The organism is Isoptericola sp. b408, from assembly GCF_030588085.1.
Taxonomy (GTDB): domain Bacteria; phylum Actinomycetota; class Actinomycetes; order Actinomycetales; family Cellulomonadaceae; genus Isoptericola; species Isoptericola sediminis.
Map to the genome: position 1 here is coordinate 34,255 of NZ_JAUQYQ010000003.1, position 16,047 is coordinate 50,301.

The following is a 16,047-nucleotide window of genomic DNA, read 5'->3' on the forward strand; positions in this document are numbered from 1 at the left end:
CGCCGATCCCGGGGGCTCCGGAGCGCCCGCGCGCCGCACCGTGGGTGTGTGGCACTCGATGCTCCGGGCGGCCGTCGAGTTCCGCGGGCCCCGAAGGGCGGTGCCGACGAGGACTCCTAGCCGGCGTCGGTCCGGGAGGTCAGCAGGCGGCGGAACGACGCCAGGCGGGCAGCACGTGCCGCCCGCCCGTCGCCGTCCTCGGCGGCCTCGACCCACTCGTCGAGCGCGCAGTCGGGGGCATCGGCGAGGTGCGTGCACCCGCGCGGGCACTCCTCGGCCGCGGCATCCAGGTCCTCGAAGGCGCGCAGCAGGTGCTCGGGCTCCACGTGGGCGAGGCCGAAGGACCGCACGCCCGGGGTGTCGATGACCCAGCCGTCGTGCCCCTCGCCGTCCACCGAGGAGCCCGGACCCACCGGCAGGCGCAGCGCCACCGCCGACGTCGAGGTGTGCCGCCCTCGACCCGTCACGTCGTTGACGACGCCGGTCGCCCGCAGGGCGTCGGGCACCAGGGCGTTGATGAGTGTCGACTTGCCGACGCCGGAGTGGCCCACCAGCACCGACGTCCGGCCCAGCAGGCGCTCGCGGACCGTCTCGACGGACTCCGCGTCGTCCCGCCTGGTCACCACCACGTCCACGCCGATCGGCTCGTACAGGTCGCGCAGCTCGTCGGGGGAGGCGAGGTCGGCCTTGGTCAGGCACAGCAGCACGTCCATGCCGGCGTCGTAGGCGGCTACGACGCAGCGGTCGATCATGCCGGTGCGCGGCTCGGGCTGGGCGAGCGCGGTGACGACGACGAGCTGGTCGGCGTTGGCGACCACGATCCGCTCGTACGGGTCGGTGTCGTCGGCCGTGCGGCGCAGCGTCGAGGTGCGGTCGGTGATGCGCACGATCCGGGCGAGCGTGCCCTCGCGGCCGGAGGTGTCCCCGACGACGTCCACCCGGTCGCCGACCACGGTGCGGGTCCGCCCGAGCTCGCGGGCCTTCATGGCGAGGATCTCGCGCTCGTCCGGGCCGCCGTCGTCGACCACGAGGGTGTAGCGGCCCCGGTCGATCCCGGTGACCATCGCCGGGACGGCGTTCGCGTGCTCGGGACGCTGCTTGGACCGTGGGCGCGACCCGTGCTTGGAGGGACGCGAGAACCGGTCGTGCTCGTCACGGGCCCGCGCCATCAGGCCAGGTCCCCCGTGCCGAGATCGAGCATCCGTGCCCAGATCCGGTCGAACCCGGGCAGGGTCTTGGCGGTGGTGGCGACGTCCTCGACCTGGATGCCCGGCACGCGCAGGCCGAGCAGCGCCGCCGAGGTGGCCATGCGGTGGTCGGCGTAGGTGCGGAACGTTCCGCCGTGCAGCGGGCGCGGGGTGATGACGAGCCCGTCGCGGGTCTCCTCGCACCGGCCGCCCAGCCGGGTGATCTCCGTGGCCAACGCCGCCAGCCGGTCCGTCTCGTGGCCGCGCAGGTGGGCGATGCCGCGCAGGCGGGTGGGGGAGTCGGCCAGCGCCGCGAGCACGGCGAACGTCGGGGCGAGCTCGCCGCCGGCCTGCAGGTCGACGTCGATGCCGTGGATCTCGCCCGTGCCGGTCACGCTCAGCACGCCGTCGGCGAGCGACGCCGTGCCGCCCATCCGTTCCAGCAGCCCGGGGACCATGGCACCCGGCTGGGTGGTCGACGACGGCCACCCCGGCACCCGCACGGTGCCTCCGGCGACCAGCGCGGCGGCCAGGAAGGGTGCCGCGTTGGACAGGTCCGGCTCGACGCGCACGTCCCGGGCGGCGATCGGACCGGGGGTGACCTGCCAGATGCCGTCCCGGGAGTCGTCGACGGCGACACCGACCTCGCGCAGGGTCGCGACGGTCATCTCGATGTGGGGCAGACTCGGCAGCGTGGTGCCGATGTGCCGCAGCATCAGCGGCCGGTCGAACCGGGCGGCGGCCAGCAGCAGCGCCGAGACGAACTGGGAGGAGGCCGAGGCGTCGATGTCGACGGCGCCGCCGGCGACGTGGCCCCGTCCGTGCACGGTGAAGGGCAGGTGGGCCGGGAGCGTGTCGCCGGCCTCGGCGCCCTCGCCGGTGACGCGGACGCCGAGGCCGTGCAGCCCGGCGAGCACCGGCTGCATCGGCCGCACCCGCGCCTCCGGGTCGCCGTCGAACCGGACGGCGCCGTCGGCCAGCGCGGCCACGGGGGGCAGGAACCGCATCACGGTGCCGGCCAGCCCGCAGTCGACGGCGGTGTTGCCGGTGACCGGCCCGGGCGTGACGTGCAGCGTGCTGGCGGTCTCACCCTCGGTGATGGTGGCGCCGAGCGACCGCAGCGCGGCGATCATGAGGTCGGCGTCGCGCGAGCGCAGCGCACCGCGCAGGGTGCCCGGCCCGTCGGCCAGTGCTGCGAGGACGAGCAGCCGGTTCGTCAGCGACTTGCTGCCCGGGACCTCGACCGTGCTGTCCAGGGGGCCGTCGGCGACCGGGGCGTCCCAGAGCGGCAGATCGGTCGGTGCCGGCGCAGTCGTCATGTCCCCGAGGGTAGTTGACGGCCTGTCGGCGCGGTGTCGTGTCCGGAGGTCAGGACACCTTCGCCGCGGCCTTCTCGGCGGCGGCCCGTGCGCTCTTCGCGCCGGCCCGTGCGCTCTTCGCGGTGGAGCGCAGGTCCCGCTCGACCTGCTTGCGCGCGCGTCGGGCCGACGTCGAGGCGGACTTCTGCGCGGTCGTCGCGGACCGCTTGGCGTTCTGGACCGCGTACCGACCGGTCCGCTCCGCGTTGCGGACCGCGTACTTCCCGGTCTTCTCCGCGCTCTCGACGGCGTGCTGCGCGGACTTCGACGCCGACGAAGTCTTCTGCGCGATGCGGTAGCTCATGCCGGGACGGCCCTCGAGGTCGATCCCGGCGATCACCGTGGCGCCGATCGCGCCGAGGTTCTTGACGAACTTGAGGGTCTTCGCCTTCCGCTCGTCGCCCTTGCTGGTGAAGGGCTGGTTGACGACGGCCAGGGGCGTCGTCAACGCGGCGAGCGCCAGGGCGGCGGTCCGCGGGGTCCGGCCGACGGCGAGCAGCAGGCCGGCGAACGCGGTCACGGCGCCGTGCGCGCGGACCAGCAACGCGACCTGGGTGTCGTCGAGACGGTCGACACCCAGGGTGTCGGTGACCGTGTCGGCGCCCTCGCGGGCGGCGTCGGTGTGCTCGGCCGGTCGCAGCGCGGTGGACACGCCGTCGTAGATGAACGGGACGGCCAGCAGGGGTCGGGCGAGACGTCGCAGCAGCATGGCCCTACTGTGGCAGAGCCGCAGCTGACATGCCCACCGATAGACGTGGCGGTTGACGCCGCGAGCAGGGGTGCGGTCCGATGACCGTCGTGACCTCGGCCCTCCGCCGCAGCGCGGCGCCCGCTGCCCTGCTCGCCGCCGCCGTCGCCCTGTCCGGGTGTGCCGGCACCGTGCTCGCGCCTGACGAGCCGTCCGACGTGCGGGGCGTGGTGGCCGACGGCGGCTCCGTCGACGACGACGCCCGCGCGGGGCAGCCGGTCGTCGTGCAGGCTTCTGACCCCTACTACGAGGGGATGGCGCTCCTCACCGACGGCACCGAGGTGCTGGCGGCCGACGGCGACGCCGCGGACCCGGACATTCTCGTGGCCGGGGTCCTGGTCGAGGTGTGGGTCGACGAGGTCTGCCAGGAGTCCTACCCCGTGCAGTGCGACGTCGAGGTCGTGCAGCTCCTCGAGCCCTAGTCGCTCCGCGGCCGACGTCAGCGCAGCTCGACGCCCTCCCACCAGTCGGGGTGGGAACGGGGCGGACGGCGGTGCCCGAGCCCGTCACGACGGACGGCCCGGGCGGAGGCCGCGAGCGCGGCGACGGTCAGCAGGAGCAGCAGGAGCAGGATGATCGTGGTCATGGCAGCAATCATGCGATCGTCAAGATAGCGCCACCAGTGGCAGAGGTGACACTACCCATCGACATTCTGCCAATGTCCTGGGACGATGGGCGGATGATCCAGAAGGTGGCCGCGGTCGTCGTCCCGGGCGTCGCCCCGTTCGAGATGGGGATCGCCTGCGAGGTCTTCGGCATCGACCGCCGGGACACCGGGGGGCCGGCCTTCGACTTCACGCTGTGCACCCCCGACCCCGGTGCGGTGCCGACCCGGGGCGGGTTCGCCGTCCAGGTGGACGCCGGGCTCGAGGCGACCGAGGACGCCGACGTCGTCGTCGCCGTGGCCTACGACGTCATGGACGACGACCACCCTGTCGAGCTCTCGCCCGCGTACCTCGACGCGATCCGCCGGGCCCACGACCGCGGCGCCTGGGTCGTGTCGCTGTGCTCGGGCGCGTTCGCGCTCGCGGCCGCCGGCCTCCTCGACGGTCGGCGCTGCACGACCCACTGGTTGTTCGCGGCCCGTCTCGCCGCCGCCGCACCACGTGCCGACGTCGACCCCGACGTGCTCTACGTCGCCGACGGCCGGGTGCTGACCAGCGCCGGCACGGCCGCCGGGATCGACGCCTGCCTGCACCTGCTCCGCACCGAGCTCGGCGGCGAGGTGGCCCGTGCCGTCGCCCGCCGCATGGTCGTCCCGCCGCAGCGCGACGGCGGGCAGGCCCAGTTCGTGGTCGATCCCGTCCCCGAGTCGGGCGAGTCGCTCGCCGGTCTCCTCGCGTGGATGCGCGAGCACCTCGAGCAGGACCACAGCGTGCCCGCGCTGGCGCGTCGCGCCACGCTGTCGGAGCGGACGTTCGCCCGCCGGTTCCGCGCGGAGACCGGGACCACCCCCGGCGCCTGGCTCACCCGGCAGCGCGTCGCGCGGGCCCAGGAGCTCCTGGAGCACCCCGACGTGCCGGTGGAGGAGGTCGCCCGGCTCGTCGGCTTCGGCAGCGCCGCGGTGCTGCGACACCACTTCGCACGGGTGCTCGGCACCAGCCCCACGGCGTACCGCCGCCGGTTCGCCGACGTCGCGTCCTGACCCGCGGCGTCGGCGGCGCGACGACGGCGCTCATCCGGTGGGAATGCACGCCCGCCGCCGACGGTTGCACCGCAGTGTGGAAGCCTGCATGACCCGAGGAGCCCCCGCACCGGCCGGGGCGCGCGACGTGACCCTGTTCTCCGTCCCCTCCGACCTCGGCGGGGCGGCGGCGTCGACGTCGGACGGACGCCGCACCGCCTGGCCGCGAGAGCTAGGCTCGAGAGCGATGAGCACCCATGACGACGCGGAGACGACCTCGCCGGCCGAGGACGAGGTCGGCGAGGACACCGAACGCGCTCCTGACGAGGAGTCGGCCACCGACCGGGTCGCGCGGTTCGAGCGCGACGCGCTGGAGTACGTCGACCAGCTGTACTCCGCGGCGCTGCGCATGACCCGGAACCCGGCCGACGCCGAGGACCTGGTCCAGGAGACGTTCGCCAAGGCGTTCGCCGCCTTCCACCAGTACAAGCCGGGGACGAACCTCAAGGCCTGGCTGTACCGGATCCTGACCAACACCTTCATCAACAACTACCGCAAGAAGCAGCGGCAGCCGCAGCAGGCGCAGACCGACGACATCGAGGACTGGCAGATCGCCCGGGCGGCGACCCACACCTCGCAGGGCCTGCGGTCGGCCGAGGTCGAGGCCCTCGACCGGCTCCCGGACTCCGACGTGAAGCGGGCGCTGGCCGAGCTGCCGGAGGACCGCCGCATGGTCGTCTACTACGCCGACGTCGAGGGGTTCCCCTACAAGGAGATCGCGGAGATCATGGGTACACCGATCGGGACCGTGATGTCCCGGCTGCACCGTGGACGACGGCAGCTGCGCGACCTGTTGTCGGACTACGCGGCTGACCGAGGACTCGCCGGAGCACGCGGAGGAGAATCATGATGAGCGGGGACGTGACGCCCATCCCGCACGAGCCCGCCGAGGGCGAGAGCGAGTGCGAGCACGCACTGCACCACCTGTACGAGTACCTCGACTCGGAGATGACCGAGGCCGACGAGGACCGCATGCGCGCGCACGTCGCGCACTGCTCGCCCTGTCTGGCCGAGCTCAGCGTCGAGGAGCTCGTCAAGAAGCTCGTGAAGCGGTCCTGCGCCGAGCAGGCGCCGGCGACGCTGCGGCTGCGCATCCACGAGCAGCTCACCGTGATGCGCACCTCCGGCTGAGCGCACGGAGCACCACCGGGTCCGTGCCGAGGCACGGGCCGGGGACGACGACGGGCCGGCACCCTGGAGGGTGCCGGCCCGTCGTGCGTGGTGACGTCCTCAGGCGTTGGGACGCTTGCCGTGGTTGGCGTTCTTGCCCTTGCGGGCACGACGCTTGTTGCCGCGCTTGCTCATGATTTCTCCTCACGAGAAGGTGTTCGGGGGTCACACCATGATCCCACAACCGCACGTCGACCCGCGTCACCGGCCAACGGAGGCAGCATGAGCACCGAGTCCTGGGCGATCGCCGCCCCGCAGACCGTCGAGATCACCGGGGTGGGCGGCCTGTCCGTCCGGCTCCAGGACGGTCGGGTCGACGTCGTGGTCGACCCCGACGCGGAGCACGTCACGCTGGAGGTCGCGGAGGTCGGCGAGAAGCCGCTCCAGGTCGACCGTGACGGCGACCGCCTGCGGATCGGCTACGAACGCTCGATGGTGGAGGCCTTCGTGGCCCGGGTGCGGTCGCTGGGCAGCTCCGAGCGGGCGGTCGTCCGCCTCACGGTCCCGCCCGGGGTCCGGGTCGACGTCGGCACGATCGAGGCCGACGCCGACGTCAGCGGCACCGCCGGGACCGTGGTCAAGACCGTCACGGGGGCGGTGCGCACGGCGGGGACGTCGGGGTCGCTGTACCTGAAGTCCGTCTCCGGCGACGTGGCCGCCTCGGGACACACCGGCGACGTGTCCGCCCAGGTCGTCTCCGGTGCCCTGGCGCTCGAGGGGGCTCTCGGCAGGGTCTCCACGAGCAGCGTGTCGGGTGCGGTGGCGGTCACCGCGGCCGGCACCGTGCCGATGGTGTCGGCGAAGTCGGTCTCCGGCGACGTGGCGATCCGGCTCGACGAGGGCACCCCCCTCAGCCTCAAGGTCCGCGGTGCCGCGGGCCAGGCCGTGGTCGACGGCGAGGTGCTGCCCTCGACCACGCGCACCCTGTCCGTCGACCGCAGCGAGACCCCGACCGACGGGCGCAGCATCGCCTACGTCACCGCCGCCGTGACGAGCGCTCGGGTGATCGTCTCCCGCGGCTGAGCCGCGGCCGGGTCGCTACTCCGTGTCGTGCGGCAGCCCGAGCCAGGCGTGCCACCCGGTGTGCAGCACGAGCCAGGCCATCAGGCCGTAGCCGGCCTGGCCGGGGTAGGTCGACCCGGTGGTCGCCAGGTCGGCGAGCCACTGCTCGTGCTGGGCCAGCGGCGTGTACGTGTCCACGTAGGGCACCCGGCGGCGGCTGGCGACGTCGGAGAACGCGGCCGAGAGCTCGGCGATCCGGTCCCCGTCCTCCGGCCGGCCGGGCGGGGGACCGACGACGAAGGTCGACAGCCGACGGTTGTCGGCGACGTCGAGGATGTTGGCCAGGTTCAGCCGGGAGCGCGCCACCGACAGGCCCGAGTCGACGTCGTGGCGACCCAGGGCCACCACGAGCCGGTTGTCATGGGTCGCGTCCGGGCCGAACCGCGGCTCCGTCTCCGCCTCCCAGCGAGCTCCGAGGGTCGACGTCGTCTCGCCCGGCACCGCCAGGGTGAACGTCATCGCCGGGCGGTCGAACCGGGTCCGCGCCAGCACCCGGCCGGTCCAACCGAGCGCGCGACCGTCGCCGACGCCCACGGCGAGCTCGTCGCCCACCACGCAGATCCGCACCTCGCGGTCCGTCACGAGCTGTCACCGTCCCCTGCCGTGTCCCAGTCTTGCGCCGCCATTGTTCCGTGACCTGGCACGGCACGGCATGATCCCACGCCGTGGCGTGCGGTCACCCGCTGGCAGGGAGGCGTCCCCGCCGGGTTCGTGACGTCATGCCGGGGACCGGCGGTCAGGGCGTGGTCCGTCACAGCAGGGTGGCACCCCAGCGCACCTCGTGCTCCTCGCCCGGGGCCAGACGCACGAGCCGGTCGCCGGTGTTGAACGCGTCCGCGTAGCAGCTCATCGGCTCCGCGGCCAGGCCGAGACGCTCGTGCCCGGTGATGTGGTTGGCCGAGCAGACCTGCCAGCAGTCCATCGACGAGTCCGCCCAGACGGCGGCGGTCCGGCCGTCCGGGCAGCCGAGCCGGCACCAGGACAGGCCCCGCTCGTCACGGGTCGCGCCGACCCAGGCGTCGTCGAGGTCGAGCCCCGCCAACGAGCGCGTCGTGCGCAGGTCGTGGTCGCCCGCGACCGGCTCGACGCCGGTGGGCAGCAGCCGGTCGTCGACCGTCACGTGCTCGGTCGCGTCCAGGCGGACGGTGCAGTCGTCGAGGTCGGCCCCGCCCGCGGAGAGCCAGGGGTGGAACCCGACCCCGTACGGCGCGGTGCCGGTGCCGACGTTGCGGGTGGTCACGCGGACCTCGAGGCCCTGCTCGGCGTCCAGGGCGTAGCGCACCCGGGTGGTGAGCTGGAACGGCCAGCCCTTCTGCGCGGGCAGCGCCAGCTCGAGCGTCACCGCGTGGTCGGCGACCTCGACGGCGGACCAGCGGTACCAGCAGCCCAGGCCGTGCAGCGCCGTGCCCCGGTCGGGTTCGCTCAGCGGGAGCTGGTGGGTCTCCCCGTCGTCCGTCGTGTAGCGGCCGTCGCGCAGCCGGTTCGGCCAGGGCACCAGGACGGCGGCGTTGAAGACCGGCGCCGGCTCGTGCTCGTCGAAGGGGACGAAGACGTCACGCCCGTCCACCGAGTACTCCCGCACCATGGCACCGACCTCGGTGATCGTGGCGCGGTGGGTGCCGGCGGACAGGCGGTACTGGGTGCCGGACGGCGCGGGCGCCGTCGCGGGGATCTGGCTCGTGTTCACGGTCACACCGTAGTCGCCGAGCCCGATCGGTGCGTGCCGCGTACCGTGGGAAGGTCGACCCCACGGACTTGGAGAAACAGATGGAGAAGCGGGTACTCGGCCGGACCGGCCGGATGGTGTCGGTCGTCGGCCTGGGCACCTGGCAGCTCGGCGGGGACTGGGGCGAGGTGAGCGACGCCGAGTCGCGCGCCGTGCTCGAGGCGTCGCTCGAGGCCGGCGTGACCTTCTACGACACCGCCGACGTCTACGGTGACGGCCGCAGCGAGCAGGCGGTGGGCGCCTTCCTGGCGGACCACCGTGACGAGGGTCTCACCGTGGCCACGAAGATGGGACGCCGGGCGGACCAGGTGCCGGAGAACTACGTCCTGGAGAACTTCCGCTCCTGGACGGACCGGTCCCGGGCCAACCTCGGGGTCGACACGCTCGACCTGGTGCAGCTCCACTGCCCGCCCACGCCGGTGTACTCCCGCGACGAGGTGTACGACGCGTTGGACACCCTCGTCGACGAGGGCGTGACGGCCGCCTACGGCGTCTCGGTGGAGACCGTGGACGAGGCGCTGACCGCCATCGCACGGCCCGGTGTCGCGACCGTCCAGATCATCCTCAACGCGTTCCGGCACAAGCCGCTGGAGAAGGTCCTGCCCGCGGCGTCCGAGGCGGGCGTCGGGATCATCGCCCGCGTCCCCCTGGCCTCCGGCCTGCTGTCGGGCCGCTACACGAAGGACACCACGTTCGCCGAGGACGACCACCGCACGTTCAACCGCGGGGGAGAGGCCTTCGACGTCGGCGAGACGTTCTCCGGCGTCCCGTTCGAGGTCGGCGTCGAGGCCGCGGCGTCCTTCACCGAGCTGGCCGAGGGGCTCGAGCAGGACCTCACCCCGGCCCAGGCCGCGCTCGCGTGGGTCTGGCAGAGCCCGGGCGTCTCCACCGTGATCCCCGGTGCCCGCACCCCGGAGCAGGCGCGGCTCAACGCCGCCGCGGGCGGGGCGCACAGCCTCGGTCCGCTGTTCGCCTCCCGCGTGCGCGAGCTCTACGACGGGTCGATCCGCGAGCACGTCCACGACAAGTGGTGAGTCGATAGCGCAGGACGCACGAGAAGGGCCCGGGAGCGGATGCTCCCGGGCCCTTCTCGTGCTCGTGCTGCCCGACCGGACCGTCAGCGGGTGAAGACCTGGTCGAGCAGGATCTCCTGCTCCTCCTTGTGCCGCTTCGCGGTGCCGGCGGCCGTGGACGCCGACGCCGGTCGGGAGATGACCTGGACCCGGGGCAGGTCCTCCGGCATCGCCAGGTGCAGGTAGGACCACGCGCCCTGGTTCTGCGGCTCGTCCTGGACCCACACGACCTCGGCGTCCGGGTACGTGGCGATCTGCTCGCGCACCTGCTCCTCGGGGAACGGGTACAGCTCCTCGAGGCGCACCAGCGCCGTGCTGGTGTCCCCCCGCTTGCTGCGCTCGGCGGCCAGGTCGTAGTAGACGCGACCCGTGCAGAGCACCAGACGACGGACGTCGGCGGGGTCGACGTCCCCGCGGGCCACCGCGGGGTCCCCGAGCACCGGCTCGAAGGTGCCGGTGGTGAAGTCCTCCACGCTGGAGGCGGCGGCCTTGAGGCGCAGCAGCTGCTTCGGGGTCAGCACCACGAGCGGGCGTCGCGGACGGGCGTAGGCCTGGCGGCGCAGCAGGTGCGCGTACGAGGCCGGCGTGGACGGCTGCGCCACGCTGATGTTGTTCTCCGCGGCGAGCTGGAGGAACCGCTCGGGCCGGGCCGAGGAGTGGTCCGGACCCTGTCCCTCGTACCCGTGCGGGAGCAGCATGACGACCGAGGAGTTCTGGCCCCACTTCTGCTCGGCGGAGGAGATGAACTCGTCGATGACGGTCTGCGCGCCGTTGACGAAGTCGCCGAACTGCGCCTCCCAGAGCACCAGGGCGTCCGGGCGCTCGACCGAGTAGCCGTACTCGAAGCCGAGGGCCGCGTACTCGCTCAGCGAGGAGTCGTACACCCAGAACTTCGCCTGGTCGCCCGACAGGTACAGCAGCGGGGTCCACTCCGCACCCGTGTGCCGGTCGTGCAGGACGGCGTGTCGCTGCGTGAACGTGCCGCGGCGCGAGTCCTGCCCCGCGAGCCGCACCGGCGTGCCCTCGATGAGCAGCGACCCGAAGGCCACGAGCTCGCCGAAGCCCCAGTCGATGTCGCCCTCCTTGGCCATGAGCTGGCGCTTCTCGAGCAGCTTGCCGAGCTTGGGGTGGACCGTGAAGCCCTCGGGCGGCTGGACCTGGACGTCACCGACGCGCTCCAGGACGGCGTGCGGGATCGCCGTCTTCCAGCCGACCATCGTGCCGGCGTCCTCACGCTGCGACTCCGGACGCTCCAGCCCGGCGATCTCCTCCGTGCCGGAGGAACGGTCGGACGAGGACGAGCCCTTGGTCTCGGTGAAGACCCGCTCGAGCTGTGCCTGGTAGTCCTTGAGCGCCTGCTCGGCCTCCTCGACGGTGATGTCGCCGCGGGCCACGAGGTTCTTCGTGTAGAGCTTGCGCACCGACTGCTTGGCCTCGATGAGGTTGTACATCAGCGGCTGCGTCATCGAGGGGTCGTCGCCCTCGTTGTGCCCGCGCCGGCGGTAGCAGACCATGTCGATGATGACGTCCCGGTCGAACTGCTCGCGGTAGGCGAAGGCGAGCTCGGCCACGCGGACGCAGGCCTCCGGGTCGTCACCGTTCACGTGGAAGACGGGGACCTGGTAGCCCTTGGCCACGTCGGTGGAGTACGTCGTCGAACGCGACGAGGACGGGCCCGTGGTGAAGCCGACCTGGTTGTTGATGACGACGTGGATCGTGCCGCCGGTGCGGTAGCCGCGCAGCTGGGCGAGGTTGAGCACCTCCGGCACGACACCCTGGCCCGCGAAGGCCGCGTCGCCGTGGATGAGCAGCGGCAGCACGGAGAACCCGTCGCCGCCGAGGTCGATCCGGTCCTGCTTGGCCCGCACGATGCCCTCGAGGACGGGGTCCACGGCCTCCAGGTGGGACGGGTTGGCCGCCAGGTAGACCTTCGTCGTGGCACCGGACTCGGCGGTGAAGGTCCCCTCGGTGCCGAGGTGGTACTTGACGTCGCCGGAGCCCTGGACCGACTTCGGGTCGATCTGGCCCTCGAACTCCTTGAAGATCTGGCCGTAGCTCTTGCCGGCGATGTTGGCCAGCACGTTGAGGCGACCGCGGTGCGCCATGCCGACGCCGACCTCGTCGAGCCCGTTCTCGGCGGCCTTGGACAGGATCGCGTCGAGCAGCGGGATGACGGCCTCGCCGCCCTCGAGGGAGAACCGCTTCTGGCCGACGTACTTCGTCTGCAGGAACGTCTCGAAGGCCTCGGCCGAGTTCAGCCGGCGCAGGATCCGCAGCTGGTCCTCGCGCGGGGTGCGGGCGTAGCCGTGCTCGAGCCGGTCCTGCAGCCACTTGCGCTGGGTCGGGTCGGACAGGTGCATGTACTCGATGCCGATCGAGCGGCAGTAGGAGTCGCGCAGCAGGCCGAGCGTGTCGCGCAGCGTCGCCTTCGGCGTACCGCCGAAGCCGCCGGTCGGGAACGACCGGTCCAGGTCCCACAGCGTCAGCCCGTGGTTCTGGATGTCGAGGTCGGGGTGCTTGCGCTGGCGGTAGGCGAGCGGGTCGGTGTCCGCCATGAGGTGGCCGCGCGAGCGGTAGGAGTGGATGAGCTCGGCGATCTTGGCGGGCTTGGCCGCCTCGACGTCGGCGTCGACCGTGTTGTCGCGGACCCAGCGCACCGGCTCGTAGGGGATCCGCAGCGCCGCGAAGACGCGGTCGTAGAAGCCGTCCAGGCCGAGCAGCTTGCCCGCCAGGATCTTGAGGAACTCGCCGGACTGCGCACCCTGGATGATGCGGTGGTCGTAGGTCGACGTGACCGTCATGACCTTCGAGACGCCCATCCGGGCGAGCTGCTCCTCGGAGGCGCCGGCGAACTCCGCCGGGTAGTCCATGGCGCCGACGCCGATGATGGTGCCCTGCCCCTGCATGAGGCGGGGGACCGAGTGCACGGTGCCGATGCCGCCGGGGTTGGTCAGCGAGATCGTGGTGCCGGCGAAGTCGTCCATGCCGAGCTTGCCCCCGCGCGCCTTGCGCACGAGCTCCTCGTAGGCGGCCCAGAAGCCCGCGAAGTCGAGCTCCTCGGCCTTCTTGATGCTCGGCACGAGCAGCTGGCGCGAGCCGTCCGGCTTGGCCAGGTCGATGGCGAGGCCGAACCCGACGTGCGCGGGGTGGACCACGTGCGGCTTGCCGTCGGTGTGCTCGTAGTGCGCGTTCATGACCGGCATGTCGGCCAGCGCCTCGACGAGTGCGAAGCCGATGAGGTGCGTGAACGAGATCTTGCCGCCGCGGCCGCGCTTGAGGTGGTTGTTGATGACGATGCGGTTGTCGACCATCAGCTTGGCGGGGACCGCGCGCACCGACGTCGCGGTCGGCACCTCGAGCGAGGCCTCCATGTTCGTCACCACGCGCGCCGCGGGACCACGCAGCTTCTGCACGTCGTCCGTGGCCTCGTCCTCGTCGGACGCCGGCTCGGTGCGGGCGACCTCGGCGTAGGGAGCCGTGGCGGGCAGCGCCTCGGCGACCGGTGCGTCGGCCGCGGAGATCTCCGGGTCGGCCGGTACGGGGGCGGGCGCGGACGCCTGGGAGACCTCCGCCGCGGCGGTCCCGTCCGCGGCCGAGGAGGTCCCCTGCTCAGCACGCGAGGGCTCCTCGGTCTCGGTCTCCCCCTCGGCCGGGGCGGACGCGGCCGAGGCCGCCGTCGTCTCGGTCGGCGCTGGGGAGCCGTTCGACGGCGCCTCGTCCGACTCGCCCGGGGTGTAGTCCTCGAAGAAGTCCCACCACGCGGGGTCGACCGCGTTCTTGTCCTTCAGGTACTGCTCGTAGAGCTCGTCGACGAGCCACTCGTTGGCTCCGAACGACGCGCTCTCGGCGCTGATCGACTCTGACCCTGCCTTGGGGGACACCACGCCCGGATCGCCCACTTCCCAGATTGCATGCTTGGTACTGCCGTCCGATGGTCGGACCCCACCAGCGTAAGCCGTCCTGCCGGTTCTGCAGCGCCCGGGGTCGGCGCCTTGGCGCGGTGGACAAGGTCTTGCCCACCCGTGCGTGACGGGTGGGTAATCGGTCGTCAAAGGTGCGGGTGTCGTTGTCTCGTCCGGCGTCATGACCGGCTCACGGCCGCGGGTCGGACGGCGGCCCGTGTGACCGATCTCACGATCGGCGGGGTGCTCCTACTCGGTGGTCACGCCCGGAGCGGGGCGCGCCTCGGCCGGCAGGGTCACCCGCATCGTCGCGCCGGACTCGGTGTCGGCGACCGCGACGTGACCGCCGTGGAGGTCCACGGCCCACCGCACGATCGCCAGACCGATGCCGGTGCCGCCGCTCGTGCTCGCCACCGACCGGACGCTCGGGGCGCCGCTGGCGAACCGTTCGAAGACGCGCTCGCGGTCCTCGGGCGCGATGCCGGGCCCCTCGTCGCTCACCTCGATGACGACGTCGTCCTGCTCCGGGTAGGCGTCCAGGCGCACCGTGCCGCCGTGCGGCGAGTGCCGGATCGCGTTCTGCAGCAGGTTGGTCACCACCTGCCGGATCCGTTCGACGTCGGCCTCCAGCACGAGGTCCTCGGGGGTGACGTCCACGACGTAGGCCAACCCCTTGGCGGCGTCCACCATCGACATGGATTCCGCGCACTCCTCGAGGAAGTCGCCCACCGAGAACTGCGTCAGCGTCAGCGCCGACGCGCCGGCCTCGACGCGCGACAGGTCCAGCAGGTAGGTGACGAGCCGCGTGAGCCGCTCGGTCTGCTGCAGCGACAGCTCGAGCGTCGCCGGGGTGGGTTCGGAGACCCCGTCGACGAGGTTCTCGAGCTGTGCCTGCAGGGCGGCGACGGGCGTGCGCAGCTCGTGCGAGACGTTCGCGATCAGGTCACGGCGGATCCGGTCGGACGACTCCAGGTCGCCCGCCATCGTGTTGAACGCCTCGGCGAGCTGACCGACCTCGTCGCGGCTGGTCGAGCGCACCCGGATCGAGTAGTCGCCGTCCGCCATGGCCCGTGCCGCGGCCGTCATCTCGCGCAGGGGGGACGTCATGCCCCGGGCCAGGAGCTGGGTGAGCACCAGCGAGACGATGATCGCCAGCGGGAACGTGCGGCTGGGGCCGAGGTCGTTGCGCAGACCCACCCAGGTGATGAGCACCCCGACGGTGACGCTGGCGACCACCAGCAGCCCCAGCTTGGCCTTGAGCGAGTGGATCGGGTCGAGGGGGCGGACGTCCCGGAGGCGGTGCTCGCGCCGTCGGTCACCGCCGTCGTCGTGAGCGGCTCCCACGCTCAGTCCGCCGGGGGCTCGAACGCGTAGCCGACCCCGTGCACCGTGCGGATGAGCTCCGAACCGAGCTTGCGACGCAGCGCCTTGATGTGGGAGTCGACGGTGCGGGTGCCGCTGGCGTCGGCCCAGTCCCAGACCTCCGCGAGCAGCTTCTCCCGGGTCTGGACCGTCTTGGGCGCGCTGGCCAGCATGACCAGCAGCTCGAACTCCGTCGGCGTCAGGTGCACCTCCTCGCCCTCACGGTGCACCCGCCGCTGGGCGCGGTCGATCGTCACGTCGCCGGCGACGAGCGGAGGCTCGGCCGGTGCCGACGCCGCGGCCTGCGCGGCACGCTCCACGCGGCGCAGCAGGGCCTTGACCCGGGCGACCAGCTCGCGCATCGAGAAGGGCTTGGTCATGTAGTCGTCCGCGCCCACGCCGAGGCCGATGATCATGTCGGTCTCGTCGTCCCGGGCGGTGAGCATGAGGATCGGCGTCGGGTGCTCGGCCTGGATCCGGCGGCAGACCTCCAGCCCGTCGAGCCCCGGCAGCATCACGTCCAGCACGACGGCGTCCGGGTGCAGGCGGGCGGCGGCGTCCACGCCGGCGAGCCCGTCGCGGGCGACCTCGACCCGCCATCCCTCGGCGGAGAGGCGCTGCGCGATGGCCGTCGCGATGGCCGGCTCGTCCTCCACGACGAGGACGGTGGCGTTCTGCTGGCCCTGGCCGGGCCCGCTCGCAGTGGTGGTCATGACCCCTATCTTGCACGCACAACCTCAGGTTTCGCTGGGCAGAGGCGGGCGTGGCGGGCGCT

General features: G+C 72.7%; 16 protein-coding genes. 6 read left to right on the top strand and 10 right to left on the bottom strand.

Features of this window, described 5'->3' with window-relative positions; genetic code table 11:
• Nucleotides 1–116 precede the first annotated feature (116 nt).
• From rsgA to Q6347_RS08805, 3 genes are read right to left on the bottom strand one after another with little or no spacing between them, the layout of a single operon-like run.
• Nucleotides 117–1,169 (bottom strand): ribosome small subunit-dependent GTPase A, encoded by a 1,053-nt coding sequence (gene rsgA / locus Q6347_RS08795; RefSeq protein ID WP_304603360.1) that lies wholly within the window; start codon nucleotides 1,167–1,169, stop codon nucleotides 117–119.
• Nucleotides 1,169–2,506 carry a 3-phosphoshikimate 1-carboxyvinyltransferase gene (aroA, locus tag Q6347_RS08800; RefSeq protein WP_304603361.1) on the bottom strand — a complete coding sequence of 446 codons (1,338 nt, stop codon included), beginning with the start codon at nucleotides 2,504–2,506 and terminating at the stop codon, nucleotides 1,169–1,171. Before aroA ends, rsgA begins: the two co-directional genes overlap by 1 nt.
• Nucleotides 2,507–2,555: 49 nt before the next feature.
• Nucleotides 2,556–3,254 (bottom strand): DoxX family membrane protein, encoded by a 699-nt coding sequence (locus tag Q6347_RS08805; protein ID WP_304603362.1) that lies wholly within the window; start codon nucleotides 3,252–3,254, stop codon nucleotides 2,556–2,558.
• An 80-nt stretch (nucleotides 3,255–3,334) separates the two neighbouring features.
• Between Q6347_RS08805 and Q6347_RS08810 the strand changes: the two genes are divergently transcribed.
• Nucleotides 3,335–3,715 (top strand): hypothetical protein, encoded by a 381-nt coding sequence (locus Q6347_RS08810; RefSeq protein ID WP_304607169.1) that lies wholly within the window; start codon nucleotides 3,335–3,337, stop codon nucleotides 3,713–3,715.
• A 17-nt stretch (nucleotides 3,716–3,732) separates the two neighbouring features.
• On the opposite strand, the gene Q6347_RS08815 is transcribed toward Q6347_RS08810, so the two are convergent.
• Complete coding sequence (locus Q6347_RS08815) at nucleotides 3,733–3,879, bottom strand: hypothetical protein (protein WP_171247355.1); 147 nt, start codon at nucleotides 3,877–3,879, stop codon at nucleotides 3,733–3,735.
• 93 nt (nucleotides 3,880–3,972) lie between these two features.
• On the opposite strand from Q6347_RS08815, the gene Q6347_RS08820 reads away from it, so the two are divergent.
• From Q6347_RS08820 to rsrA, 3 genes are read left to right on the top strand one after another with little or no spacing between them, the layout of a single operon-like run.
• On the top strand, nucleotides 3,973–4,938 hold the full coding sequence (locus Q6347_RS08820; protein WP_304607170.1) for a helix-turn-helix domain-containing protein: 966 nt from the start codon (nucleotides 3,973–3,975) through the stop codon (nucleotides 4,936–4,938).
• 43 nt (nucleotides 4,939–4,981) lie between these two features.
• On the top strand, nucleotides 4,982–5,827 hold the full coding sequence (locus Q6347_RS08825; protein WP_369810840.1) for a sigma-70 family RNA polymerase sigma factor: 846 nt from the start codon (nucleotides 4,982–4,984) through the stop codon (nucleotides 5,825–5,827).
• The gene (rsrA, locus tag Q6347_RS08830) at nucleotides 5,827–6,108 is read left to right on the top strand and encodes a mycothiol system anti-sigma-R factor (protein ID WP_171247352.1); all 282 of its coding nucleotides are present in this window, start codon (nucleotides 5,827–5,829) and stop codon (nucleotides 6,106–6,108) included. The genes Q6347_RS08825 and rsrA overlap by 1 nt, the downstream gene beginning before the upstream one ends.
• Before the next feature lie 99 nt (nucleotides 6,109–6,207).
• On the opposite strand, the gene Q6347_RS15065 is transcribed toward rsrA, so the two are convergent.
• A complete protein-coding gene (locus tag Q6347_RS15065) occupies nucleotides 6,208–6,282 on the bottom strand; it encodes a 50S ribosomal protein bL37 (RefSeq protein WP_369810841.1) in 75 nt (24 codons plus the stop codon).
• 87 nt (nucleotides 6,283–6,369) lie between these two features.
• Between Q6347_RS15065 and Q6347_RS08835 the strand changes: the two genes are divergently transcribed.
• On the top strand, nucleotides 6,370–7,170 hold the full coding sequence (locus Q6347_RS08835; protein ID WP_304603366.1) for a DUF4097 family beta strand repeat-containing protein: 801 nt from the start codon (nucleotides 6,370–6,372) through the stop codon (nucleotides 7,168–7,170).
• 15 nt (nucleotides 7,171–7,185) lie between these two features.
• Here Q6347_RS08835 and Q6347_RS08840 read toward each other — a convergent pair whose 3' ends face one another.
• Both Q6347_RS08840 and Q6347_RS08845 read right to left on the bottom strand, forming a co-directional pair.
• Entirely contained in the window at nucleotides 7,186–7,791 is a 606-nt protein-coding gene (locus Q6347_RS08840) for a GDSL-type esterase/lipase family protein (protein ID WP_304603367.1), read from the bottom strand.
• Between the two features lie 169 nt (nucleotides 7,792–7,960).
• Nucleotides 7,961–8,896, bottom strand: a complete 936-nt coding sequence (locus Q6347_RS08845; RefSeq protein WP_304607171.1) for an aldose 1-epimerase family protein — start codon at nucleotides 8,894–8,896, stop codon at nucleotides 7,961–7,963.
• Nucleotides 8,897–8,976: 80 nt separating this feature from the next.
• On the opposite strand from Q6347_RS08845, the gene Q6347_RS08850 reads away from it, so the two are divergent.
• Complete coding sequence (locus Q6347_RS08850; RefSeq protein WP_171247349.1) at nucleotides 8,977–9,969, top strand: aldo/keto reductase; 993 nt, start codon at nucleotides 8,977–8,979, stop codon at nucleotides 9,967–9,969.
• 83 nt (nucleotides 9,970–10,052) lie between these two features.
• Here Q6347_RS08850 and Q6347_RS08855 read toward each other — a convergent pair whose 3' ends face one another.
• The 3 genes from Q6347_RS08855 to Q6347_RS08865 all read right to left on the bottom strand — a co-directional run bounded on the left by Q6347_RS08855 (nucleotide 10,053) and on the right by Q6347_RS08865 (nucleotide 15,985).
• The gene (locus Q6347_RS08855; RefSeq protein ID WP_304603369.1) at nucleotides 10,053–13,892 is read right to left on the bottom strand and encodes a multifunctional oxoglutarate decarboxylase/oxoglutarate dehydrogenase thiamine pyrophosphate-binding subunit/dihydrolipoyllysine-residue succinyltransferase subunit; all 3,840 of its coding nucleotides are present in this window, start codon (nucleotides 13,890–13,892) and stop codon (nucleotides 10,053–10,055) included.
• Between the two features lie 267 nt (nucleotides 13,893–14,159).
• Nucleotides 14,160–15,254, bottom strand: coding sequence for a cell wall metabolism sensor histidine kinase WalK (locus Q6347_RS08860; protein ID WP_304603370.1), 1,095 nt, complete (start codon nucleotides 15,252–15,254; stop codon nucleotides 14,160–14,162).
• Between the two features lie 2 nt (nucleotides 15,255–15,256).
• On the bottom strand, nucleotides 15,257–15,985 hold the full coding sequence (locus tag Q6347_RS08865) for a response regulator transcription factor (protein WP_171247347.1): 729 nt from the start codon (nucleotides 15,983–15,985) through the stop codon (nucleotides 15,257–15,259).
• Nucleotides 15,986–16,047: the final 62 nt, after the last annotated feature.